Raw genomic sequence first — 23,244 nt, forward strand, 5'->3', positions numbered from 1 at the left:
GCGGGTACGCCGGGCGGTTCCGAGGGGAAACGACATGACCGGCGGTCTGTACCGGAGCTCCAACGCAGGCCATCGCGACGGTCCCTACGACGACAGGCACGCGCCGCCGCTGATCGACGCGGACGAGGCGCGACTGACCGTGCCGGACACGGACACCGTCAGCGGCGGCGGCGAGGTGCCGGGCGCGGAACCGCCGACCAGCACCGCGGGCAACAGCCTGATCATGGCGGCCGGCAGCCTGGTCAGCCGCGGCACCGGTTTCCTGCGCACGATGGTGCTGACCGCCGCGCTCGGTGTCACGATCGGTGACGCCTACACCACCGCACAGATCTTCCCGGGCCTGATCTACGACTTCCTGCTCGGCGGCATCCTCTCCAGCGTGCTGCTGCCGCTGCTGGTCCGGCGGCGCAAGGCGGACGCGGACGGCGGCCAGGCGTTCACCCAGACGCTGCTCAGCCTCGTGGTGATCGCGCTCGCGCTCGCCACCGTGGTCGCCGTGCTCTGCGCACCGCTGCTGACCATGCTCTACGCGAGCGAGCAGGCGTCGGACGACTACCACGAGCTGGTCACCCGGCTGTCCTACCTGATGCTGCCGATGATCTTCTTCACCGGCGTGTCCGCGCTGTTCAGCGCCGTTCTCAACACGCGCGGTCACTTCGCGGCGCCGATGTGGACGCCGATCCTGAACAACATCATCGTGATCGCGACCGGCGGCGCGTACCTGCTGCTCTACGGCGCCGCGAAGATCGACCCGAGCCAGATGACGCCGGGCCGGATCGCGCTGATCGGCGGCGGCACGCTGCTCGGCGTCGCGATCCAGGCGGCCGGCCTGATCCCGGCGCTGCGCAAGGTCGGCTTCCGATGGAAGTGGCGGTTCAACTTCCGCGACCTCGGGCTCCGCGACCTGGCCAAGCTCGGCGCCTGGATGTTCTTCTACGTGGTGGCCAACCAGATCGGCCTGGCCGTCGTGTTCAACCTGCTGAACCGTGCGGCGGCGGCGGGCGAGACCGGCCCGATGATCTACAACAACGTGTACCTGCTGCTGATGATGGCGCACGGCATCATCGCGGTCTCGATCATCACGGCGCTGATGCCGCGGATGAGCGCGGCCGCGGCGGACGGCCGCTTCACCGACATCGCGGAGGATCTGTCCCGCGGCATGCGGACCGCCACGGCCGCGCTGGCACCGGTCGCGGTCGTCTACGGCGTGCTGGCCGCGCCGATCGCGGTGGTGCTGTTCCAGTACGGCGCGTTCACCGGTGACGACGCGCTGGCCACCTCGATCGTGCTGATCAGCGCCGGCATCGCGCTGATCCCGTTCTCGGTCAGTCAGCTGTTCACGTTCGCCAACTACGCGATGTCCGAGAACAAGACCGCCGCGTTGATCAACGCCCCGGTGGTGGTGATCCGGATCGCGATCCACGTCGGCTGCTTCGTGCTCCTCGAGCCGGAATGGGTGGCCGCGGGGCTGATGATCGGAAACGCCGCCTCGTACCTGATGTCCGCGGTCATCTCGGCCACGGTGCTGCGCCGCCGGATCGGCGCGATCGGCATGCGCGACGTAGCCGCGACATTCCTAAAGGTGACGGTCGCGGCTGCCGGGTCGATCCTGGTCGGCGTCCTCGTGATGAAATTGTTGCCCGGTGACGACACCCCGTCCCGGATCGAGGCGTTCCTCGGCCTGGTCGTGGGCGGCATCGCGATCGGCGGCACATACGTCGGCCTCGCGCTGGCGCTCCGGATCCGTGAGGTCACCCAGCTGCTGGACATGGTCAAGCGCCGGATCAAGCGGTAGTTTCGGCCCGCGCCGCGCGGGATATAGGTGTCGTCACTCGAAGGTTGTGGACAGAGGCTTTGAGTAAGCCCAGCTAGGGCGCACAATCTGTACAGGCGCCGCTCCGGCCCGCCGATCACGGCGGCGCAGGAGGAGGACGCTCCGGGAGCGCCCGCGATCCAGGTAAGGTCGCTCTCGGCGGAAGCGGCGTGACGCCCACCCTTCGTGGGAGGATTGTCCGCAGCGGGTCTATCGATCTGATCGCAGAACTGTTGCAGTGCGTGATCACCAAGGAGGACGGGTGACCCAGGTCGGCGAAGGTCGAGAGGCCGCCGAGGCGGTTCCGTCCGTGATGACCTTCGGTGAGCCCGCCGTCGGTGACGTCATGGCCGACCGTTACCAGCTGGAAGAGCACGTCAACGACGACTCGGCCGGCCGGCAGATCTGGCGCGGCACGGACGTGATCCTCCGCCGCCCGGTCGCCGTCGTGCTGCGCTACCCCGGCGGCGAGGACGCGGCCGAGATGCTTCAGTCCGCGGTCGCGGCAAGCCGGGTGATCCACCCCAACCTGGCCGGCGTCTACGACGCGATCGACGAGGGCGAGCGGGCCTACGTCGTACGCGAGTGGATCGACGGCGTGGCGCTGCGCGACCTGGTCACCGACTCCGGCCCGATGGACGCGGCCCGGGCCATCGGCATCGCGCACGGCGTGGCGGACGCGGTCGCGGCCGTGCACGCCACCGGCATGGTGCACGGCAACGTGCACGCCGGCACCACGATGATCGGCACGGACGGCCGCGTGGTGCTCGCGGACGCGCGGACCGACGGCGGCGACAAGCCGGACTCGGACGTGCGCGCGGTCGGCGGCGTCCTCTACTACGCGCTCACCGGTCACTGGCCGCACGCGGAGGCCGGCGCCTCCCGCCTGCCGGACGCGGTGCGCGACGGCTCCGGCACGATCGTGGCGCCGCGCCAGGCGCGCGCCGGTGTGCCCGCCTACCTCGACGACCTCACGATGGACCTGCTGGACCCGAAGCTCGCGGTCCCCGCGTCGGACGTGCTGGCCGCGGAGCTGACCCGGCTCGACTCCGCCGCCGAGGAGCAGTACCTGGAGGAGGTCGGCCCGCTCCGGTTCACCCAGAGCGACGAGGCCGGCCCGGAGCAGCCGCAGAACGCCGGTCGCAAGATCGCCGTCGGCGTGGCCGCGCTGCTGGCCATCGCGGTCATCGGCCTGATGCTCGGCATCTCCGCGCTCGGCGGCGGCGAGGACGACGGCCGCACGCCGGTGCAGGCCGGCGCGAGCCAGGGCACCGACGGTGGCGGCGGCGCCGCGCCCGGCGCGATCCCGAACCCGCAGCCGATCAAGCTCAACGGCAACCAGATCCGCGTGGTCGACCCGGGGCCGAACAGCAACGGCGACGACCGGCCGGACGCGAACCTCGCGATCGACGGCGACGACGGCACGTCCTGGGACACGTCGACGTACAACACGCGAAAGTTCGGCAACCTCAAGCCCGGCATCGGCCTGCTGATCGACCTGGGCAGCCCGCGCCAGGTCTCCTCGGTCAAGGTGCAGCTCGGCGAGAAGGGCATCTCCGCGCAGCTGCTGACCGGCGAGAGCGACCCGGCGGGCGGCAACACCGGCGCGTCGAACGCCACGCTGATGGGGTTCGACGAGCAGATCCGCACGACGTACACCCAGATCGGCAAGGGCTTCGAGAACCACGACGCGCCCACGCTGGCTTTCATCGACGGCTTCGACCCGGACGCCAAGTACCAGTACCTGCTGGTGTGGTTCACGGAGTTGCCGGACTCGCGGAAGATCGTGGTTGATGAGATCACCGTCGAGGGAACCTGACACACCCGACGACGAGCTGCTCGCGGCCCACGTCGCCGGCGATCGCGACGCCTTCGCCGAGCTGATCCGCCGGCACCGCGACCGGCTCTGGGCGGTCGCGGTGCGCACCATCGGCGACCGCGAGGAGGCGGCGGACGCGCTGCAGGAGGCGCTGCTCTCCGCGCACCGGGCGGCCGCGCGCTTCCGGGGCGACGCCGCGGTCACCACCTGGCTGCACCGGATCGTGGTCAACGCCTGCCTGGACCGGATCCGCCGGCTGCAGAGTCACCGCACGGTACCGCTCTCCGGCCCGGCCGAGGACGACCGCCCGGAGCGGGAGCCGGCCGCACCGACCGTCGACCACGACACCGCGCTGGTGGTCCGGGCCGCCATCGACGAGCTGCCGTTCGAGCAGCGGGCCGCGTTGATCCTGGTCGACGTGCAGGGTTACTCGGTGGCAGAGGCCGCTGCCGCGCTCGGCGTGGCCGAGGGGACCGTGAAGAGCCGGTGCGCCCGCGGTCGCGCCAAGCTGGCGATCAGTCTCGGGCACCTGCGGCCGAACCGGTCTCGGGTCAATAACGCTCCAGTCACGGAGACGTTGAGCGACGCAGCTCACGCCGGGAACCCGGCGAACGCGGGAGACGTCTCATCGCGGAAGGCCCTGCGAGTGCGGACGGAGGAACAGTGAGCAGCTCGGACGCGTCACTGACCGAGGCTCAGTGGGACCTCCTCGCGGACTACCTGGGCGGAGCGCTGGCCGGCGACCCCCGATTCGACGAGGTCACCGCACTGATCGACACGGATCCGCACTGGCGGGACGCGCACGACGCGCTCGCGGCGGCGACCGGCGCGGTCCAGGCGGACCTGCGCGCGCTGGCCGCGGAACCGGTCGGCCCGATGCCCGCGGACCTGGCCGCTCGGCTCGACGACGCACTGCGGGCGGAGTTCGTGGCCCCGGTCGTTCCGCTACGGAAGCGCCGCCTGCCGCGCTGGGCCGTGCCCGCCACGATCGCCGCCGGTGTGCTGGCCTTCGCCTCGATCGGACTGACCGGGTTCCTCGACCGCGCGGAGGACAACAGCGAGGTGCCCACGTCGGCCGCGGCACCGGAGGCCGCGTCCGCACCGCGGCTCGCACAGCAGACGGTGGTCAGCGGCCGGGACTACACGCCGGCCTCCGCGACCGAGCTGGCCGAGCTGGGTCTCTCGGCGGCCAGCACGTTCAGCAGCCCGATGGCCGACACCGGCGGCATGGCACCGGCCCCGATGCGAGACGAGGCCGCCGGTGCCGTACCCCCGGTGCTGGCCCGGCTCACCGACCCGGGCGCGTTGCGCGCCTGCCTACAGGCGATCGCGGCCGAGCACGGCGTCGTCGCGGTCACGGCCCGGCTGATCGACTACGCGTCGTTCGAGGGCAGCCCCGCCATGCTGGTGCTCTTCACCGACCCGGCCGGCAGCGACGTGGTGTGGGTCAGCGGCCCGGCGTGCGGGACCGAGGGCATGGGAGCGGACACTCTCCATCACGCGCCGGTAGGGTGAGCAGGCAGCAGCACCCTTCGGGCCCCGACGTGAGCCGGCCCACGGTGTGCTGGACCGGGAATCCCGGTCCATGCGATGACGTTTCTGCTGGGGCGATCGCCGCCATGCCCTGCCACCGGCCGGACGGGCAGCGCCGCACACGAGGACTGAGGAGTGGGCAGTGGACGAGGTCCGCAACCTGATCATCATCGGCTCGGGGCCGTCCGGCTACACCGCCGCGGTCTATGCCGCACGCGCCAACCTGAAGCCGCTAGTCATCGAGGGTGTGCAGTCGGGCGGCGCGCTGATGACCACCACCGAGGTGGAGAACTACCCCGGCTTCCCGGACGGTGTCATGGGTCCGGAGCTGATGGACTCCATGCGCAAGCAGGCGGAGCGCTTCGGCGCCGAGTTCATCACGGACGACGTCACCCGCGTCGAGCTCACCGGCACCACCGTCACCGAGCCGGGTGCGGAGGGCCTCAAGACGGTCTGGGTCGGCGACACCAGCTACTTCGCGCGCGCCGTGATCCTCGCCACCGGCTCGGCCTGGCGCCGGCTCGGCGTCCCCGGCGAGGAGGAACTGCTCGGCCACGGCGTCTCGTCCTGCGCCACGTGTGACGGCTTCTTCTTCCGCAACCAGCACATCGTGGTGGTCGGCGGCGGTGACTCCGCCATGGAGGAGGCCACGTTCCTGACCCGCTTCGCGGAGACGGTCACCATCGTGCACCGCCGCGACTCGTTCCGGGCCAGCAAGATCATGGCGCAGCGTGCGCTGGACAACCCGAAGATCAAGGTCGAGTGGAACAGCGCGGTCGAGGAGATCCTCGGCGCGGACGGCAAGGTCAGCGGCGTCCGCCTGAAGAACACGGTGTCCGGCGAGACCAAGACGCTGGACGTCACCGGCGTGTTCGTCGCGATCGGCCACATCCCGCGCAGCGACCTGTTCAAGGGGCAGGTCGCGATGGACTCCGACGGCTACGTCACCGTCGACTCGCCCAGCACGCGGACCAACGTCCAGGGCGTGTTCGCGGCCGGTGACCTGGTCGACCACACGTACCGGCAGGCGATCACCGCGTCCGGCACCGGCTGTGCCGCCGCGCTCGACGCCGAGCGCTTCATCGCGTCGTTCGAAGAGATCTAGTAGTTTCCCCAGCCCCAGGAGGATCCATGGAGTCGGTCACCGACAAGACCTTTGTCAGCCAGGTTCTGCAGTCCGACAAGCCGGTGCTCGTCGACTTCTGGGCCGAGTGGTGCGCGCCGTGCCGCAAGGTCACCCCGCTGCTTGAGGAGATCTCGCAGGAGATGGGCGACAAGGTCACCATCGTCAAGATGAACATCGACGAGAACCCGGAGACCGCCATGGCGTACCGGGTGATGTCCGTACCGACGCTCACGGTCTTCAAGGGCGGTCAGCCGGTGAAGTCGGTGGCCGGCGCCAAGCCCAAGGGCGCGCTGATCAACCTCATCGAAGACGCGCTGTAAGACACTTTTAGCGCAAAGAGCCCCGGTTTATGCGTTTCGCGAAGCCGGGGCTCTTTACTGTAGGTAGCCCGTCGTGAATCGGGCGGCGGCGGTGGACCCGCGATACGCTCCGGTTCGAGTTACGAGGAGGTCGTTCCCTGTGCGCCCGATCCGACGTGGAGACCGTGGCCCCGCGGTGGCGGAGATCCGCTCGGTCCTGGCACGCCTGGACGCGTCCTTCGATCCGGATTCCGACGTCTTCGACGATCACACCGACACCGCGATCCGCGCGTTCCAGCAGCAGCGCGGCCTGACCGTCGACGGTGAGGTCGACGAGGAGACGTGGCTCGCGCTCGACGCGTCGCGCTGGCGGCTCGGCTCCCGCGCGCTGTTCCATGCGATCCCGCACCCGCTGATCGGCGAGGACGTCCGCACGCTGCAGGAACGGCTGCTCGAGATGGGCTACGACGTGGGCCGGCCGGACGGCGTCTACGCAGCCCGCACCGCCCGGTCCGTCGGCCAGTTCCAGCGCGAGGTGGGCCTCGCCCCGGACGGCTCGTTCGGCCCGCAGACCATGCACGCGCTGCGCCGGCTCGGCCGCAAGGTCGTCGGCGGCCGCCCGCAGTGGCTGCGCGAGGCCGAGGCGTTCCGCCAGTCCGGCCCGCATCTGCTCGGCAAGACCGTCGTCATCGACCCCGGCCACGGCGGTCCCGACGCCGGCATCGTCGTTCCGGACGGCCCGCTCCGCTGGACCGAGTCGGAGCTCACGTTCGATCTCGCGTCCCGCCTGGAGGGCCGCCTGGCCGGGGCCGGCATGCGCGTCCATCTCACCCGCGGGCCGCACCCGTCCGCCCGGATCCCCGACCGCGACCGCGCCCAGCTCGCCAACGACCTGCACGCCGACCTGCTGATCTCGCTGCACATCGACGGATACAAGACCCCCGAGGCAGACGGCGTCTCCACCTACCACTACGGCGACGGCACCTCCGACGGCGTCACCTCGACGGTTGCGGAACGGCTGGCCGGCCTCGTCCAGCGCGAGATCGTCGCCCGCACCGGCATGCGCAACTGCCACACCCACGCGAAAACCTGGGACCTGCTGCGCCTCAGCCGCATGCCCGCCGTCCGCGTCGAACTCGGCTACCTCACCTCACCACTCGACCGCGACCGCCTCGTCAACCCACTGTTCCGCGAGCAAGCGATAGAGTCGATCGTCGCCGCCGTCCAGCGGATGTACTACCCGGTCGAGAACGACGTCCCCACCGGTTCGATCGACGTCCGCCAGCTGCGCATGTCACTCTCCGGCGGTCTCCCGGTCAAGGCCTGAAAACCGATCGAAAGCCGGCTGTACCCGCTCCCGGCGGCGTGGGTTCCGCACGTTCCCGCGGACAACGGCCGCGCCGGAAGTGGGAAATCCGCTCCTGTGCTCCTAAGACGCGAGGTGTTGTTCGACCAGTTCCAGCGTGCGTGCGCGCAGCGTCTCGCGGGCCCTCCGATCGTAGGCCTGCGAACTGGCCCGGGTGGGACGGTCACGGTCGAAGAACTGACCGGTGACGCCTTCGAGCGCGGGGTCGAGTACGAGCCGCCGCGTGGCCCGTACTCCTGTGTCGATCGAGTCGGAACTCGTGCCGATCTCGGACAGGACCATCTTGGTGGGCATGTGTGTACCCGGATGGAGGCTGATCGCGGTGAGCCCGGCCGGGTCGTGGCTCGCGGCCAGATCAAGCCCGTGCATGATCAGGGCCACCTTGCTGCGCCCGTACGCGCGGGTACCCGAGTAGCCACGAACGAGCATCAGATCGTCGAAGTCGATCGCCGACTGCCCCAGCGAGGCGACGTGCACAACCCGGGAGGCATGCCCGGGCGTCGCGGACTTGGACAGCAGCGGCAGCAGATTCTCGGTGAGCACGAAGGGCGCGAGGTAGTTGACGGCGAGGCGCAGCTCGTGGCCGTCACGGCTGGTGCGCCGCTCACGGCCGTCGGGTTCTCCCGACCCGATGCCGGCGTTGTTGACCAGCACATCCAGCTTCTCGACCCGATCAACGATGGTCCGCGCCAACCCCGCGACCTGGCTCAGCTCGGACAGGTCGGCGACCACGCCGGCAGGCATCTCAAAGCCCGCAGCGCGGATCTCGCCCCGCAGCCGTTCCAGCCTCGCCGGATCGCGTCCATGCAGAACGAGCCGAACGCCGTCGTCAGCAGCCAGCCGCACAGCAAGCGCGCGACCGAGCCCATCGGTAGCCCCGGTGATCGCGACGGTGACAGCGGAGGTCATGCCTCTTCCCGTAAGTCGATCTCATAGGGCGCCTCGACGTCCTCTTCAGTCCGAAGGCTACAACCGCTGCCGTCCAGACGGCCACGTACTCAGACCGTGGAGCTGGTGGCGGGGCGGACCGGGCGCAGCAGCGTCTCGGGGGTCATCGAGCCGAGAAGTTTCTCCAGCGCGTACTCGACGTCGGACTTCCAGGACAGTGCGGTGCGGAGCTCCAGGCGAAGGCGGGGGTAGCGGGGGTGCTGGCGGACGGTTTTGAAGCCGACGGAGAGGAAGAAGTCGACCGGTGCGACGCAGGCCTTGGCGTCGTCGTCGGCCTCGCCGAACTTGGCGTCGCCAAATGCCTCGATCGCTTTGATACCGCGCTTGGTGAGGTCTCGGGCGACGCCCTGGACCAGCATGCGGCCGAGCCCGCCGCCGGCGAACGCCGGGACGACGTGAGCCGTCATCAGTAGCGCGGCGTCGGCGGAGACCGGTGAGGTGGGGAACGCCATCGAGCGCGGGACGTAGGCGGGTGGTGCGAACATCACGAAACCGGCCGGCATGCCGTCGACGTAGACCAACTTGCCGCAGGAGCCCCACTCCAGCAGCGTCTGCGAGACCCAGGCCTCTTTCTCCAGCTCCGGAGCGCCGTCGGCGCAGGCGCGCTCGGCGCTGACCGGGTCGAGTTCCCAGAAGACGCACGACCGGCACCCTCTCGGAAGGTCCTCGAGCGTGTCCAGGGTCAGGCTGACCAGGCGACGAGACATGGTGGCGATCCCCCACGGTACTTACGGACTCCCCGGAGAATCGTACGCCGGATTTTCAGCTGAGCGCGAAAGACGCGGGGTTGGTCCGCCATGTGGTACCGGCCGGTCGTCCGAGGGGCGCTCCGGTGTGAAGGGCATAACATCGATCACACCGGCGCCCGCGCTGGGCGCACTGCCAAGAGTGAGGTGATCATGTCCGGCACGACGCTCGATGATTACACCGATAGGTATGCCGCCCGTGTCGGGGGCATGACCGCCTCGGAGATCCGAGCTCTCTTCGCCGTCGCCAGTCGCCCCGAGGTGGTGTCGCTGGCCGGTGGGGCGCCGTACATCGCCGCACTTCCGCTGGATGCCGTGGGGGAGATGCTGGGCCGGCTCGGCAGCGAGCACGGCAGCACCACCCTGCAGTACGGGATCGGCCAGGGCACGATCGAGCTGCGCGAGAAGATCTGCGAGGTGATGGCGCTCTCCGGCATCGACGTCGGATGCGGCGCCTCGCCGGACGACGTGGTGGTGACGGTCGGCGGCCAGCAGGCGATCGACCTGGTCGCGCGCCTGTTCCTGGACCCGGGCGACGTGGTGCTGGCCGAGGGGCCGACCTATGTGGGCGCGCTCGGCGTGTTCCAGGCGGCGCAGGCGTCCGTGGTCCACGTCGCGATGGACGCCGAGGGGCTCATCCCGGCCGCGCTGGAGTCGACGATCGCGTCGGTGCGCGCGTCCGGCCGGCGAATGAAATTCCTTTACACGATCCCGACGTATCAGAACCCGGCCGGCGTGACCATGTCGGAGGAACGGCGCGAGCAGGTGCTGGACATCTGCGAGCGGGAAGGGCTGCTGGTCGTCGAGGACGACCCGTACGGCCAGCTCGGCTTCGACGGTGACGCGCCCCGGCCGCTGCGCGCCCGCCGGCGGGACGGCGTGTTCTACCTGAGCACGTTCTCCAAGACGTTCGCGCCGGGGCTGCGCGTCGGGTGGATCCTGGCGCCGCACGCGGTGCGCGACAAGCTGGTCATCGCGACCGAGGCGACGATCCTCTGCCCGAGCGCGTTCGCGCAGGCCGCGGTCACGCAGTACCTGACCACGATGCCGTGGCGCGAGCAGCTGAAGGTGTACCGCGAGGTGTACCGGGAGCGGCGCGACGCGCTCCTCGACTCACTCGAAGACCTCATGCCCGCGGGTACGACGTGGACGCGGCCGTCCGGCGGGCTGTTCGTCTGGGCGACACTGCCGGACGGGCTCGACTCGAAGGCGATGGTCCCGCGCGCGATCGCGGCCCGGGTGGCGTACGTGCCCGGCACCGGGTTCTACGCCGACGGCACCGGTCAGCGGTACATGCGGCTGAACTTCTCGTTCCCGTCCCCGGAGCGGATCCGGGAGGGCGTGCGCCGGCTTTCCGGCGTGATGGAGCTGGAGATGGCGATGCGGTCCGTCTTCGGCGCCTCAGCGCTGCGCCCCGGGCAGGGCGGGGCGGATGTGCCCGGTTCGCAATTGGCATGATCGACGGCATGTCTCGCGATCTTCGTGTCCTGGTTCTCGCCGGCGGCCTCTCCTACGAGCGGGACGTCTCGCTCCGGTCGGGCCGCCGGGTCGTTGACGCGCTGCACGCGGCCGGCGTGCAGACCGAGCTCCGGGACGCGGACGTCGCGCTGCTGCCCGGCCTGCGCGCCGACCCGCCGGACGCAGTCGTCATCGCGCTGCACGGCGCCACCGGTGAGGACGGCTCACTACGCGGCGTGCTCGACCTGTTCGACGTGCCGTACGTCGGGTGTGACGCCCGGGCCGCGCGCCTCGCCTGGGACAAACCGTCCGCGAAGGCGGTGCTGCGCGAAGCCGGGATCAGTACGCCGGAGTGGGTCGCGCTGCCGCACGACCGATTTTCCGAGTTGGGCGCGGTTGCGGTGCTGGACCGGATCGTGGAGCGGCTCGGCGTACCGCTGATGGTCAAGCCGGCGCAGGGTGGGTCCGGTCTGGGCGCGTCCGTCGTCCGGGCCGGTTCGGAGTTGCCGGCCGCGATGGTGGGGTGCTTCGCGTACGACTCGACCGCGCTGGTCGAGCGGTACGTGACCGGCGCGGACATCGCGGTGTCGGTGGTCGACCTGGGGGAGGGGCCGACCGCGCTGCCGGCCGTGGAGATCGTGCCGCGGGACGGGGTGTACGACTACGCGGCGCGATACACGGCCGGGCTCACGACGTGGCATGCGCCGGCCAGGCTTTCCCCGGCGGTCGCGGTGGACGTCGCGGCGGTCGCGGTGGCGGCGCACGAGGCGCTCGGGTTGCGGGACCTGTCGCGGGTGGATCTGATCGTGGACCCGGACGGAGTGCCGCACGTGCTTGAGGTGAACGTATCGCCGGGGATGACCGAGACGTCACTGCTGCCACTGGCGGTGGCGGCGGCGGGGCTGGATCTGGGCAAGGTGCTGAGCGGTTTGGTGGAGCGGGCGGTTCGGCGCGGCATTTGACCGATTCGCGAACCGGTGGCGGGGAAAATCGGCCGGAGGCGAAATCGCGAGAGAATGGCTCTGACAGAAGCGGGGTCGGGTGTCATCCGGCCCCGCTTCTGCGTGGGCGGGGCGGGGCGGCGTGGTCAGGCTTGGGTGGGAGTGGGGTCGGTGGGCTCTGTGGCGGCGGCCTCGTCGTCGGGCTCTTCAAGCGCGGCAACGGAGCTGATGGTCGGCTCGGTGGGCGTCGCCCCGCCGTTAGCCGTGCCCGTTGCTGTTCCCGTTACCGATCCCGTGAGCGTGCCCGGGTCATCGTCGGCCGGTGTATTCCCGGTGGCCGCGAAGCTGGATGGGGCTTGCCACTGAATGTGCGGCGGCTCGGCGAGAGGGCGACCGCCGAACTCGGCAAGCCATGCCGCGACGAGCGCGAGGTTCTCCCGCCACTGCATCTCCGGGATCGGCGGGAGGATCGCGTCCCACAGGGAGAGGAACGTGCCGCGTAGCTGAAGCCGGCCGTAGGGGCGTGCGAGGAACCACATGTGCAGGTGTGCGGAGCCGTCGCCCCAGCGGTTGACGTGCACGCGGGCGACGCCGTCCAGGGAACGGATGGCGCGTTCCAGCCGCACGGTCATCACGCCCAGCTCGGCGGCGAGCAGGTTCGGCAGATCGCCGAGATCCAGATGGGAGCGTGACTCCAGGATCAGAACCATTGGCAGGCCGGACGGCTGGTCCATGGCGCGGACCCGCCAGCGGTCGCTGACCCAGATATACGCCTCGTCGGGCGCGGCGCACGCGACGCAGTCCGCCGAGCCCTCGCCCTTGCGCGACGGCTCGACCTCGACCGGGTCGTCGATCGGCTTCACGCGGATATCGCCCTCGAACGGGAACGACGGCCACTTCGTGAACTCAGGAACGGAGGAGGGGGTGTGGGGCACGAGGCTGACCCTAACCGGTTTCCCGCCTGATGTCCTTACCTCATTTCGGCCCTGTCGTGGCCGGTCACGGTGGGGGTGCTGTGGTTGTCCACAGGCGCGGTTATCCACCGAGTTATCCACAGGCACGCTTCGCGCCCTGTGGATTACGGATCGGCATGCCAGCTCAACGGAGGCGATCAAACACCCTGCGTGGACGCGGGAAACGGAGTTATCCACCGCCTTCATCCACAGGCCAACAGGGCTCCTGACGCGCTGTTTCACGTGAAACGAGGCAGCCTGTGGATAACTTCTGTGGATAACTTTGGCCGGTGCGACCGTCCCGGCAGGTGGGCGAAGTTTTCCACAGGGATGGTCGGTAAGCCGGTCTCGGGGTTTCACGTGAAACGGGGGGAAGAACTCTCATGTTGGTGCGGTGAGCCGATGGGCGGGTGGCAGGAGCGGTGGGCGGATCGACTCGGCCCGCGTGCCGCGCGAGCTGTCCTACGGAAGGCCGGCGTCGCGATCACTGCTTGCCTGGCGACGTGGGGCGGGGTGGCGATCTTGGAACGCGAGTCCGGAGCCGGTTGGTCGGCCTCGGGTGGGTGAGAGGGTGGAGCGTCAGCGCCGCATCCACGGTGCCGCGCGATACGCGACCAGGAGCGAGCCGGCGGCCAGGCCGGAGATGACCGCCTGGGCCACTCTCGATGCTGGGCTGCCCACGGGCAGGCAGCAGCCGGCGTAGCCGTTGGCGAGCGCGTCGGTCACCAAGACGAATGCGGCGAGATAGAGACCGGCGCGCGCCGACGGTCGACCAAGAGCCATGCGGCCGAGGGATCCAGTGCGGTGAGCGACATGAAGTACGCCGCGAGCCATGCCGGTGCCCAGGGGTACGGCGGCCAACCGCTCGTTAGTTGCACCACGTGGATGACCCCCGTAGGCGAGGACGATGGCCTGAGCGAATACGACCACCACGATGCTCCGGGGAACTCCACTCCACCGCCGTCGCCACACGGATCCATCGTGTCGCGCGGCTTCACCGATTCGTGGGCACGCGCTCGGCTGGTGGGCTCACGCGTGGCCTTCGGGGTCCGGCGGTCAGGGCTTCCGTCAGCGGGGGAGAAGCACTACGTCTGAGAGTCGTTGGCGCGGTATGCGGGTGCTGCAGAGTGTTCCGTTGCCGATGGCCGCATGTTTCTGTGGTCGGCGTCGGGTTCGCGTACCGCGGTTGCGGCGGGAGGCAGAGGCCGCTTCGGAGAGCCGGCGTTCCAGCAAGACGAACCGCTACGTGAACGCCATGGGGGGGCAGAGCGCGACCAGGGCGGCCGCGGGGAGGAACGAGCGCCGGGCTTCGCCAACGCGGATTCAGGGTAATGAGCCTGACAGCCGCCTCCTACTTCTTATCGGAGCACCCACGTCGCGAGTGCGTCGGCAGGTCGCATGGCGGCGATCGTGCCCAGGCTCTGGACTGGACCTGCGTCCGACGGTGATGCACGGACGATCACGCTGGCCCGTCCGTGCGAGGCCGGGAAGCGGCTTTCGGCGGATGATCATCTCGGGCGAATGTTTCTGGCACGCCCTGGGCTGCTGTGCTGGGCGGTCGTAGGCCCGAACCATCGGAGGCGCCGCGAGTTCTCTCTCCGCTCAAAACGAAGGTCGCGATCGGCCAACGTCTGGCTTCACCTCAGCTTCCTCCTTCTCATGCTGGTCGACGAATCAACCGCCCCCGCACCCCGCGGTTTCACGTGAAACTGGGTGATCCCTTTAGCCATCGAGGCCCTCGCGCTTAAGTCGGACACCGCGGGGATTTCGATAGTACGGAGCGGCCTTTGGGTGGCGACGGGTTCAGGAGCCCTGACGCACCAGCCTCTGCGAAGACGACGGCTCGATGATGGACCTCTCCACCGCCAACCACGGGATGGCTCCGCAGCGTTGAGGCCAGGCGGCAAGAGACTACGCATTGCCTCGGCCGGCAATCGACGCGCCGATTGAGTTTTGCTGCGGCGTCCCACCGCGCTGATAGAGCAGCCCGGCTGGCGCGAGTCAGCGATGAAGTCCCATGGCCGTCACGCTGAAAAAGGCGCCTCCTGTCATGAAATGCTGGCGAGCACCCGTCATCGGGGTCGCGGGAATCGCTTGATCCGCGTGTCACATCGTCGGCGCACGGATGCGATCCAACGCCATCGTGTTTCACGACTGCGGGATCGAACGCGCGGCGCGGCATGTTTGAGGCTCTCGACGTTTCACGTGAAACGGAGCGATCCGCAGCTGTCGCATCAAGCGAACCTGTGCGGGCGCCGTTGCGGCAGCGTCCTCGAATGCAGTTGAAGCGGAAGGCAGCGCCTCGACGTCCGTGATCGCCCGCATGTTGACCGTATGCGGTGACAGCCCGGCCCAGCTGGAGGGCGTAACCCACCCGATCCGGCGCGCGGCGGTGCGTTTACCTCTACCGGAAGATCGAGTGGATACTCGGCCTGCACCCGACAGGGTGCGCACTCATCTCAGCGGTGCTGCCCCTTGACGGTGAGCAAGCTTCTCCTCGGAGACCGGCATCTACGCGACGCTGATGCGTCAGGCCGTGCTCGCGCATAACCATGGCCTAGCGCTTCCAGCATGGTCAGAGATTCCTCTACCGTGTCCTGGCGCCATACGTGCCAGACGTGGTGTCCTCGCGGCCACCGGCCAGCCCCGAACTCTGGCCACAGTCCGCGTGCCTGCTCGGGAGAACCGGAGGCGACTCAGTCGCGTTGGGCGCAGCGCAAGCGCGATTGGTTGCTTCTAGGCACGAGCCGGCTCGCCACGCCGGCGCCGGCCTCGCTGCGGCTTCCACTCAACTCAATCCGACGTGCTCCGATCGGGTGCGGCGGTTTCTCGTCTAGTCCATTGCAATACGGTTCGCCACGATCCAGCGCGGCACGGCCGGGGAACTGGCCCGGCCTGGTGAGCGGGCGACGGTGGTTGGCGTCCGGGTGCCCGCTCAAGTGGAAGCTCTGCCGAGTGGGTTGGAAGCACACTGCCGCTCCGCACTGCGAATTTGGCGCACTGACACGAAAGGAAGATCACCTGGCATCACGAGGGGACCGCGTCTCCGGAGCTTCGATATGGCCGGTGCCGGCCGATGCGACGCCAGCGGCTGTGGTGCCCGCTCCCACCGGTCCCGGTCACGGTGCTGCCGCGGAGCTCACAGGCCCGAGCGCAACGGGCCGAAACCTGGTCAGCCCGCCCGGCTCGTTGCTCCAGCCATTCGGTTGCGACTCCAAGAGATCGGTCCCGGCCCCGACGCTTGGCCTACTCACGAAACGGCTTGCACCACACCCAAGCCAGGTCGGCAGCAGAATTGCGGTTCGCCGACAGCCTGTACGGATCCGATCGGCAACGGAGCAACGACACCCACAACGCCCACGAGCCAGCGCCGGCAGCTCGGTGAACGCCACGTCCCGGCCGATCCAGGCAACGATGCCGGCACGGGAAGCCGTTCAGTTCGGCGTGACACCTCCATTCCCCGCACGGGCGATCACGCTCGTCGGGCCGGCACGATCGTTCCACGTGAAACCTTGCTTCAGCCGCTCAAATGATCTCTGGCGGCCCGGCGCACCGCAGCCCACCCCCACACACGAGTGTCACCATTTCGACCGCCAGTGAGCCGCACAAGCCGCCCCACGCATGCCCCAGGTTTCACGTGAAACCGGCGCCTCCCGTACGTACCCCGGAAAAGGAAATCGGCCCGAAGGGCCGGAAGGCCTTCGAGCCGATGCGGTGTTCCGGGGCAGGGTCAGCCCTCTTCGTCCTCGCGACGCTCGACGCCGATTATTCCGACGATGCGCTCCAAGTCGTCCACCGTCGCGAACTCGATCGTGATCTTGCCCTTGCTCCGTCCGATGTCGACCTTGACGCGGGTGTCGAAGCGGTCCGAGAGGCGGTCCGCCAGATCGGTCAGTGCCGGCGCATGTGGCTTGGCACGCCGCTGCGCGGCCTTCTTCGCCACCGGACCGTCGCTCAGCGCAAGCTGAACCAGTTCCTCGGTGCCGCGGACGGAGATGCCCTCGTTCACGATCCGCTTGGCCATCTCGTCCTGGGCGTCCGCGTCCTCCAGGGCCAGCAACGCCCGTGCATGGCCGGCGGAGAGGACGCCGGCGGCGACGCGGCGCTGGACCTGTGGGGGGAGGTTCAGGAGGCGGATGGTGTTGGAGATCTGGGGGCGGCTGCGGCCGATGCGGCGGGCCAGCTCGTCATGGGTGGCGCCGAACTCCTCGAGCAGCTGCTGGTATGCGGCCGCCTCTTCGAGCGGGTTCAGGTTGGCGCGGTGGATGTTCTCCAGGAGGGCGTCGCGGAGCATCGCGTCGTCCTTGGTCTCCCGGACGATCGCGGGGATGGTCTCCCGGCCGATCGCCTGGGCAGCGCGCCACCGCCGTTCACCCATGACGAGTTCATAGCTGCCGGGTTCGAGCTCGCGGACCACGATCGGCTGGAGGAAACCGACCTCCTGGATGGAGATCTTGAGTTCCTCCAGCGCCTCCTCGTCGAAGACGTGCCGGGGTTGCTTGGGGTTGGCGATGATGTCGTTGACCGAGATCTCGGCGAAGCGGGCACCGGGCACGGGCGCGAGCGCCGGCTCGGCAACGGCGGGCTCCACCACCGGAGCGAGGGGTACGACCGCTGGCTCCACCGGTGGCGGAGCGTCAACCGGGGCCGGATCCGGCGGAGCGACCTGAGCCGGCGGTGCGGCCGGAGCGGGCACGGACACCGTCTCGGCCGCAGGCGCGGTCGGGATCAGGGCTCCGAGTCCACGCCCGAGCCCGCCCTTAGGACCCTTCCTCATCTGCCCGCTTCTCCTTGCTCAGATGCCGCCACCGCCGCGCCACCCGCGACGGCCACCAAGTCGCCCGAATCAACCACAGTGCCACACACCACGGGCCGGCGGTGTAGCCGTCCCGGAACCGACCATGCTAAAGCGCGCCACGGCGCCTACCCGTTGCGGCCCAGGCTTTCCGCGGCGCCCCGCTCGGCGATCTCGCGGGCGGCCTCGAAGTAGCTGGTGGCCCCGCGCGAGCCCGGGTCGTACGTGACGACGGACTGTCCGTAGCTCGGCGCCTCGGAGACGCGGACGTTCCGGGGGATGACGGCCTGCAGCACCTTGTCACCGAAGTGGTTCCGCACGTCCTGCTCGACCGCGTCGGCCAGGCGGGTCCGCCGGTCGTACATGGTCAGCAGGATCGTGGAGACATCGAGCGTCGGGTTCAGGTGCTGGCGCACCAGGTTGATGTTGTTGATCAGCTGGTTGAGCCCTTCCAGCGCGTAGTACTCGCACTGAATGGGGATCAGCACCTCCTGCGCGGCCACGAGCGCGTTGACCGTGAGCAGGCCGAGCGACGGCGGGCAGTCGATGAACACGTAGTCGAACTGCTCGGGGTGGCTCTTGATCGCGCGGGACAGCCGCGACTCACGGGCAACCACGGAGACCAGTTCGATCTCGGCACCGGCCAGGTCGATGGTGGCGGGCACACACCACAGGTTCGGGATGCCCTCGACGCCTTGAGCCACGTCGGCCAGCGGCACGTTGTCGATCAGGCAGTCGTAGACGTCGGGCACGCCGGCGTGGTGCGGCACGTTCAGACCCGTGGACGCGTTGCCCTGCGGGTCGAGGTCGACCACCAGCACGCGGTTGCCGTGCAGTGCGAGTGCCACCGCCAGGTTGACCGTCGTGGTGGTCTTACCGACGCCGCCCTTTTGGTTGGCGACGCACATGATCCGGGGGTGCGCCGGACGAGGCATGGTCACCTCGCCGCTGGGATTCAGGATCTGCACGGCGCGCAACGCCTCCATGGCCAAAGGAAGATCCACGTCGGCGGGAGCCGACGTTTCACGTGAAACGTAGGGGTCGCTTGCTGTCTCAGTCGGCAGTTCGGGTCCGCCGTAGCCGTTTCCCACCCGCGGTTGCGGCACCGGATACTCCTCGCCCTCAAATCCACCCGGTCCTACCGGGGCGGGATCAATCGTGCCGTACACGGGCTCGCCCGGCGAGCCGTCATAGCGCGTTTCACGTGAAACAGGGTAAGGGGAGGAACCTGAGTAGCTTCCGTAGTCCTGCACCGTGTCATCCCTGCCAAATTCGGATGAGTCCACACTATCGACGCGCGGCCAGCCTACGGCGGTGGGGCGCCCATGGCCACGCCCATCCGGACCATGTTTCACGGGAAACGAAAGCCCTTCGGAACTGAAGACCATGAAGCCGGTCGTCAACCGCAGCACGCCGGAGCAGTGCGCCTCGCAGCCCGGCCAGCCGGTGCCGTCCGGCGCCTCCAGCAGCGGGTCGATCTCCGGCGGTGGCGGGCGCAGACCGGAGGCCAGCCGGGAGGCGAGCGACGCGGAGAGCGGCGCGGAGAAGGTTGCCGGAAGAAGCGGAACCGCCGCCACCGGTACGGAGATCGGCGCGGGGAAACCAGGGGTTCGCGCGGCAGGCGTCGAGGTCGACGGCGGTACCGCCGCGTCGTTCAGCAGGCCGGCATCCAGCGGGCTGGAGGCGAGCAGTCCGGCCGGCGACCGCTTCGTGCCCGGCCCAGCCGCTGGTTCCCCGGCCGGTGTGCCGGAGGAGCCTTCGCCCCGCGCTTCGCCCGAGGCCGAACGCAACGTAGAGGCCGAGACCGACTCCGAAACGGAAGACGACGCGACAGACGGTGGCGAGACGGAGTCCGGCGGCGCGGCGAGTGCTGGCAGAAACGCCGGGTTCGCAACCGTCGACGACGGCTGCTGCCCTGAAGCCGATGCGGACGCCGACCGCTGCGCAGCCGGTAAGGCCAACGGCTGTTCCTCAGCCGGCGAGGACGGCGGCTGCGCCGGAACCGATGAGGACCGCGTCGAGGGCGGCACGACCGAACGCCCGCCCCCGGCCTTCCGCTTACCGCGCCGCCGACCCCGCATCTAGCCCCTCCGTCTCCTCCCGTTCCCGGAGGCACCGCCGGCCCTGGACGAGGACCGCCGCTCCGGACGGGATGCCTTCCCCGACCGTGCCGGCACGACCGCCCGCTCCCGGACGATCTCCACCACCGTCGTCGGCGCGTCGAGGACGGACTCCCCGCACACCCGGACGACCGGGGTGGAACCACCCAGCCGGCTCACCGCGCCCTGGTGCGCTGCGATCTCCTCCGCGGCCGACGACCCCTTGAGGGCCAGCAGCCGCCCGCCGACGGCGGTGAGGGGCAGGCACCAGCCCGCGAGCCGGTCAAGCGGCGCGACCGCCCGTGCGGTGACGACGTCGGCGGGGGAGAGGGGACCCCCGACGACCTCCTCGGCCCGACCCCGGATCACCGTGGTGGTGTCGTCCAGGCCCAGCGCCGTCACCGCTTCCGCCAGGAAGGCGGTCCGTCGTGCCAGTGGCTCGACCAGCGCGATCGTAAGATCAGGACGGGCCACCGCTAGCACGATACCGGGCAAACCGGCCCCAGAGCCGACGTCGACGACGGAAGCGCCGGAAGGGATTAGCTCGGCGAGCGCGGCACAGTTCAGCAGGTGCCGTTCCCAGATGCGCGGCGCCTCGCGCGGGCCGATCAGCCCACGCACCACGCCGTCCGTGCCGAGGAGCTGCGCGAAACGCGCGGCCAGGTCCAGCCGCGGCCCGAACAGTGCCTCGGCCGCCGGCCGCAGGGCGTCCGGCAACGAAAGATCAAGCTCTTCCGGCGTGGGTACGGTGTCAGACGACAGCGGCTCGGAAGGCACGACGCCCTCCGAGCCGCTGGAAGCGGATTCGCGCACGGATCAGTCGACCGGCCGCACGACGATGCGACGGCTGGGCTCTACGCCCTCCGACTCGCTCTCCACGCCGGACGCCGCGTTGATCACGTCGTGCACGCACTTGCGCTCGAACGCGGACATCGGCTCCAGCCGGACCGGCTCGCCATGTTCGCGCACTTTCTCGATCGCGTTGCGCGCGACCGCGGCCAGCTCCTTGCGTCGCGCGTTGCGGTAGCCGCCGACGTCGAGCAGCAGCCGGCTCGGCGTCCCGGTGGCCCGGAAGATCGCCAGCCGGGTCAACTCCTGCAGCGCCTCCAGGGTCGCGCCGCGCTGACCGACGAGCGGCTGCAGCCGGCCGCCGACGACCTCGACCATCGGGCGACCGGCGGAGACCAGCTCGTCGATGTCGCCGTCGTAGTCGAGGATGTCCAGCAGACCCTCGACGTAGTCCGCGGCGATCTCGCTCTGCCGGAACAGGTCGCTGTCGGACGGGCCTTCCGATTCCTTGGTCTCCTCGCTGTCCTCGTCCGCGCGCTCGGCGACGGCCTCCTCGTTCTCGAGGTCCTGGTCAGCGTGGGGAGTGCTGGTATCGGTCACGGTGTCATCTCCGTACTCGCTGGGCCGGACCGTCACCGGTCCGCTGGTTCCCCGGCGCCCCGGCCGCGCGGGCCGGGACGTCGGGCACGTTTATGGGGTCGTCAGCCCTTGGGTTTCGCCGACGGGTTGCTCTTCTTCGCCCGGACTCCACCGGTACGCCCGACCGCGTTCTTGCCGGGTGTCCCGCCCGTCTTGGCCGGCGTGGCGGTCGCACCGTTCGCCTGGGCCTTGGTGGCCTGCGCCGCCTTGCCCGGGCGGACCGGCTTGGCACCCGGCTTGGGGGCGAGCGCCTTGGTGTCGACGGACGGCTTGACCGGCTCGACCGGCGCGCTCTTGCGGCCGAACAGGCCGGTCTTGGCGGGTTCGGCCTGCCGCGACGCGGCGGAACCACCGGTCTTCCCGGCCGTGGCGGTGACCGGCGGCGGGAACTTCCGGAGGACCCACTGCTGCTGGGCGAGGGTGACGAGGTTGTTCGACACCCAGTAGATGATCACACCAATCGGGAACAAATAGCCCGAAACAAGCAGAGAAAGCGGAATTCCGTACAGCATCAGGCGCTGGATCATCTTCTGCTGCGGGTCCTCGGCCCAGCCGGTCTTCAGGATCATCTGACGGCTGGTGAGGTACGTGGTCGCCATCATGATCAGAACCAGCAGGCCGGCGACGACCATCACGGTGCCGCGGTTCGCGCCCAGCCGGACCAGTTCGTCCGTGGTCGAGCCGAACTTGCCGGCGATCGGCACGGTGAAGAGCTTCGCGTTGGCCGCGCCGTCGAACTGCTCCGCGGTCCATCCGTACAGCGTCTTGTTCATCTTGGCCGGGTCCAGGCGGCGGAGCACGTGGAAGAGGCCGAAGAAGACCGGGATCTGGATGAACATCGGAAGGCAACCCATCAGCGGGTTCGCCTTCTCCTTGCGGTAGAGCTCGACCATCTCCTTCTGGAGGGTCTCGCGGTCACCCTTGTGCTTGTCCTGCAGCGCCTTGAGCTGCGGCTGGAGCGCCTGCACCGCCCGCTGCGACTTGATCTGCTTGACGAAGACCGGGAAGAGCACCACGCGGACCGTGACGACCAGGAAGATGATCGCGAGGATCCAGGACCAGTTGGTGCCGAGGAGGGTGGTCTCGGGGACCCCGATGAAGTCCCACGCGGCGTGCCACTTCAGCAGGATCCATGAGATCGCCCAGTAGATCGGGTCCAGGCTAAAGTCAAACAATTCCGGCTCCAGTCACATTCGCGCGACGGCGGTCCGGGTCGGGCACCGGGTCGAATCCGCCAGGATGGAAGGGGTGGCAGCGCAGCAGCCGCCAGATCGCGAGCCGGCTCCCCCGCAGTGCTCCGTGCCGCGTGACCGCCTCCAGGGCGTATGCGCTGCACGACGGATAGAAACGACAGCGTGCCGGCAGCGCCGGGCTTATCCACTGACGGTACGCGATGACGCTGCGCGCGAGTACACGGGCCGCGAGCGTGGGCGGACGCTCGGTGTCGCTCATCCGGCACCATCCCTGCGTCGCTTCGCACCGTCGGAGTGGCGGCGGGCGCGCGGGGCGACAGCGGCCCGCAGCGCCGCATCAAGATCAAGATCGAGCTGTGGGTACGTCGCCCGCGCCGCACCCGGCTGCGCGCGCACGACCAGCGTGGCGCCGGCCGGCAGCGCGTCGAGCCGCTCCCGCACCAGGTGGCGGAGGCGACGGCGGACCCGGTTGCGGACGACCGCGTTGCCGACCGCTTTGGAAACGACGAAGCCGGCGCGCGCCGCAACGGCGGCGTGCACCGGCTCGATCGCCTCGTGCTGCTGCACTGAACCCTCGGTCCCCTTGACGCCCACGGTCTCCGTGGCCCCGAGGTGGAGGTGAACGACGACGGCTCCGCGCGCGGCCCGACGGCCAGCGCGGATCGCTACGGCGAAGTCGCTGCTACGCCGCAGTCGCTGCGCTGCGGCCAACACGACTGACCTGCCC

General features: G+C 69.6%; 21 protein-coding genes. 10 read left to right on the forward strand and 11 right to left on the reverse strand.

Annotated features, from left to right (window positions below; genetic code table 11):
* The first annotated feature begins 34 nt into the window (after positions 1 to 34).
* The 7 genes from murJ to J2S42_RS22045 all read left to right on the forward strand — a co-directional run bounded on the left by murJ (position 35) and on the right by J2S42_RS22045 (position 7,917).
* The gene (gene murJ / locus J2S42_RS22015) at positions 35 to 1,795 is read left to right on the forward strand and encodes a murein biosynthesis integral membrane protein MurJ (protein WP_307241983.1); all 1,761 of its coding nucleotides are present in this window, start codon (positions 35 to 37) and stop codon (positions 1,793 to 1,795) included.
* Positions 1,796 to 2,075: 280 nt separating this feature from the next.
* Positions 2,076 to 3,632 carry a protein kinase family protein gene (locus J2S42_RS22020; RefSeq protein WP_307241985.1) on the forward strand — a complete coding sequence of 519 codons (1,557 nt, stop codon included), beginning with the start codon at positions 2,076 to 2,078 and terminating at the stop codon, positions 3,630 to 3,632.
* Entirely contained in the window at positions 3,607 to 4,299 is a 693-nt protein-coding gene (gene sigM / locus J2S42_RS22025) for an RNA polymerase sigma factor SigM (RefSeq protein WP_307241987.1), read from the forward strand. Before J2S42_RS22020 ends, sigM begins: the two co-directional genes overlap by 26 nt.
* Positions 4,296 to 5,147, forward strand: a complete 852-nt coding sequence (locus J2S42_RS22030; protein ID WP_307241989.1) for an RsmA family anti-sigma factor — start codon at positions 4,296 to 4,298, stop codon at positions 5,145 to 5,147. Before sigM ends, J2S42_RS22030 begins: the two co-directional genes overlap by 4 nt.
* Positions 5,148 to 5,307: 160 nt before the next feature.
* On the forward strand, positions 5,308 to 6,270 hold the full coding sequence (trxB, locus tag J2S42_RS22035; protein ID WP_307241991.1) for a thioredoxin-disulfide reductase: 963 nt from the start codon (positions 5,308 to 5,310) through the stop codon (positions 6,268 to 6,270).
* A gap of 26 nt (positions 6,271 to 6,296) precedes the next feature.
* Positions 6,297 to 6,611, forward strand: coding sequence for a thioredoxin (gene trxA / locus J2S42_RS22040; protein WP_307241993.1), 315 nt, complete (start codon positions 6,297 to 6,299; stop codon positions 6,609 to 6,611).
* A 139-nt stretch (positions 6,612 to 6,750) separates the two neighbouring features.
* Entirely contained in the window at positions 6,751 to 7,917 is a 1,167-nt protein-coding gene (locus tag J2S42_RS22045) for an N-acetylmuramoyl-L-alanine amidase (protein WP_307241994.1), read from the forward strand.
* Between the two features lie 102 nt (positions 7,918 to 8,019).
* Here J2S42_RS22045 and J2S42_RS22050 read toward each other — a convergent pair whose 3' ends face one another.
* Positions 8,020 to 8,865, reverse strand: coding sequence for an SDR family NAD(P)-dependent oxidoreductase (locus J2S42_RS22050; RefSeq protein WP_307241996.1), 846 nt, complete (start codon positions 8,863 to 8,865; stop codon positions 8,020 to 8,022).
* Between the two features lie 89 nt (positions 8,866 to 8,954).
* The gene (locus J2S42_RS22055) at positions 8,955 to 9,611 is read right to left on the reverse strand and encodes a GNAT family N-acetyltransferase (protein ID WP_307241998.1); all 657 of its coding nucleotides are present in this window, start codon (positions 9,609 to 9,611) and stop codon (positions 8,955 to 8,957) included.
* 192 nt (positions 9,612 to 9,803) lie between these two features.
* Between J2S42_RS22055 and J2S42_RS22060 the strand changes: the two genes are divergently transcribed.
* Complete coding sequence (locus J2S42_RS22060) at positions 9,804 to 11,108, forward strand: aminotransferase-like domain-containing protein (protein ID WP_307242001.1); 1,305 nt, start codon at positions 9,804 to 9,806, stop codon at positions 11,106 to 11,108.
* Between the two features lie 8 nt (positions 11,109 to 11,116).
* Positions 11,117 to 12,070: a D-alanine--D-alanine ligase family protein gene (locus J2S42_RS22065; RefSeq protein WP_307242003.1), complete on the forward strand. Its 954-nt coding sequence runs from the start codon at positions 11,117 to 11,119 to the stop codon at positions 12,068 to 12,070.
* Between the two features lie 125 nt (positions 12,071 to 12,195).
* On the opposite strand, the gene J2S42_RS22070 is transcribed toward J2S42_RS22065, so the two are convergent.
* The 4 genes from J2S42_RS22070 to J2S42_RS22085 all read right to left on the reverse strand — a co-directional run bounded on the left by J2S42_RS22070 (position 12,196) and on the right by J2S42_RS22085 (position 18,966).
* Entirely contained in the window at positions 12,196 to 12,984 is a 789-nt protein-coding gene (locus tag J2S42_RS22070; protein ID WP_307242005.1) for a hypothetical protein, read from the reverse strand.
* Between the two features lie 597 nt (positions 12,985 to 13,581).
* Positions 13,582 to 13,785: a hypothetical protein gene (locus J2S42_RS22075; protein ID WP_307242007.1), complete on the reverse strand. Its 204-nt coding sequence runs from the start codon at positions 13,783 to 13,785 to the stop codon at positions 13,582 to 13,584.
* Positions 13,786 to 16,732: 2,947 nt separating this feature from the next.
* Positions 16,733 to 17,779, reverse strand: a complete 1,047-nt coding sequence (locus tag J2S42_RS22080; RefSeq protein WP_307242008.1) for a ParB/RepB/Spo0J family partition protein — start codon at positions 17,777 to 17,779, stop codon at positions 16,733 to 16,735.
* A 146-nt stretch (positions 17,780 to 17,925) separates the two neighbouring features.
* Entirely contained in the window at positions 17,926 to 18,966 is a 1,041-nt protein-coding gene (locus J2S42_RS22085) for an AAA family ATPase (protein ID WP_370879418.1), read from the reverse strand.
* Between the two features lie 217 nt (positions 18,967 to 19,183).
* Between J2S42_RS22085 and J2S42_RS22090 the strand changes: the two genes are divergently transcribed.
* The gene (locus tag J2S42_RS22090; protein ID WP_307242010.1) at positions 19,184 to 19,882 is read left to right on the forward strand and encodes a hypothetical protein; all 699 of its coding nucleotides are present in this window, start codon (positions 19,184 to 19,186) and stop codon (positions 19,880 to 19,882) included.
* Here the strand turns inward: J2S42_RS22090 and rsmG are convergent.
* The 5 genes from rsmG to rnpA form a co-directional block, all read right to left on the reverse strand.
* Positions 19,879 to 20,658 (reverse strand): 16S rRNA (guanine(527)-N(7))-methyltransferase RsmG, encoded by a 780-nt coding sequence (rsmG, locus tag J2S42_RS22095; protein ID WP_370879420.1) that lies wholly within the window; start codon positions 20,656 to 20,658, stop codon positions 19,879 to 19,881. The genes J2S42_RS22090 and rsmG overlap by 4 nt on opposite strands.
* A 54-nt stretch (positions 20,659 to 20,712) precedes the next feature.
* Positions 20,713 to 21,285, reverse strand: coding sequence for a Jag family protein (locus tag J2S42_RS22100; protein WP_307242012.1), 573 nt, complete (start codon positions 21,283 to 21,285; stop codon positions 20,713 to 20,715).
* A gap of 101 nt (positions 21,286 to 21,386) precedes the next feature.
* Positions 21,387 to 22,499 carry a membrane protein insertase YidC gene (gene yidC / locus J2S42_RS22105; protein WP_307242013.1) on the reverse strand — a complete coding sequence of 371 codons (1,113 nt, stop codon included), beginning with the start codon at positions 22,497 to 22,499 and terminating at the stop codon, positions 21,387 to 21,389.
* Positions 22,492 to 22,776, reverse strand: a complete 285-nt coding sequence (gene yidD, locus J2S42_RS22110; protein ID WP_307242015.1) for a membrane protein insertion efficiency factor YidD — start codon at positions 22,774 to 22,776, stop codon at positions 22,492 to 22,494. The genes yidC and yidD overlap by 8 nt, the downstream gene beginning before the upstream one ends.
* Entirely contained in the window at positions 22,773 to 23,231 is a 459-nt protein-coding gene (rnpA, locus tag J2S42_RS22115; protein ID WP_307242016.1) for a ribonuclease P protein component, read from the reverse strand. Before rnpA ends, yidD begins: the two co-directional genes overlap by 4 nt.
* Positions 23,232 to 23,244 lie beyond the last annotated feature (13 nt).

This window comes from Catenuloplanes indicus, from assembly GCF_030813715.1.
GTDB lineage: Bacteria > Actinomycetota > Actinomycetes > Mycobacteriales > Micromonosporaceae > Catenuloplanes > Catenuloplanes indicus.

Bases quoted from the DNA above. Each gene is read 5' to 3' on its own strand.
- murJ (WP_307241983.1), top strand. From the start codon at position 35: ATGACCGGCGGTCTGTACCGGAGCTCCAACGCAGGCCATCGCGACGGT.
- sigM (WP_307241987.1), top strand. From the start codon at position 3,607: ATGAGATCACCGTCGAGGGAACCTGACACACCCGACGACGAGCTGCTC.
- trxA (WP_307241993.1), top strand. From the start codon at position 6,297: ATGGAGTCGGTCACCGACAAGACCTTTGTCAGCCAGGTTCTGCAGTCC.
- J2S42_RS22050 (WP_307241996.1), bottom strand. From the start codon at position 8,865: ATGACCTCCGCTGTCACCGTCGCGATCACCGGGGCTACCGATGGGCTC.
- J2S42_RS22055 (WP_307241998.1), bottom strand. From the start codon at position 9,611: ATGTCTCGTCGCCTGGTCAGCCTGACCCTGGACACGCTCGAGGACCTT.
- J2S42_RS22060 (WP_307242001.1), top strand. From the start codon at position 9,804: ATGTCCGGCACGACGCTCGATGATTACACCGATAGGTATGCCGCCCGT.
- J2S42_RS22065 (WP_307242003.1), top strand. From the start codon at position 11,117: ATGTCTCGCGATCTTCGTGTCCTGGTTCTCGCCGGCGGCCTCTCCTAC.
- J2S42_RS22075 (WP_307242007.1), bottom strand. From the start codon at position 13,785: ATGGCTCTTGGTCGACCGTCGGCGCGCGCCGGTCTCTATCTCGCCGCA.
- J2S42_RS22080 (WP_307242008.1), bottom strand. From the start codon at position 17,779: ATGAGGAAGGGTCCTAAGGGCGGGCTCGGGCGTGGACTCGGAGCCCTG.
- J2S42_RS22090 (WP_307242010.1), top strand. From the start codon at position 19,184: ATGAAGCCGGTCGTCAACCGCAGCACGCCGGAGCAGTGCGCCTCGCAG.
- yidD (WP_307242015.1), bottom strand. From the start codon at position 22,776: ATGAGCGACACCGAGCGTCCGCCCACGCTCGCGGCCCGTGTACTCGCG.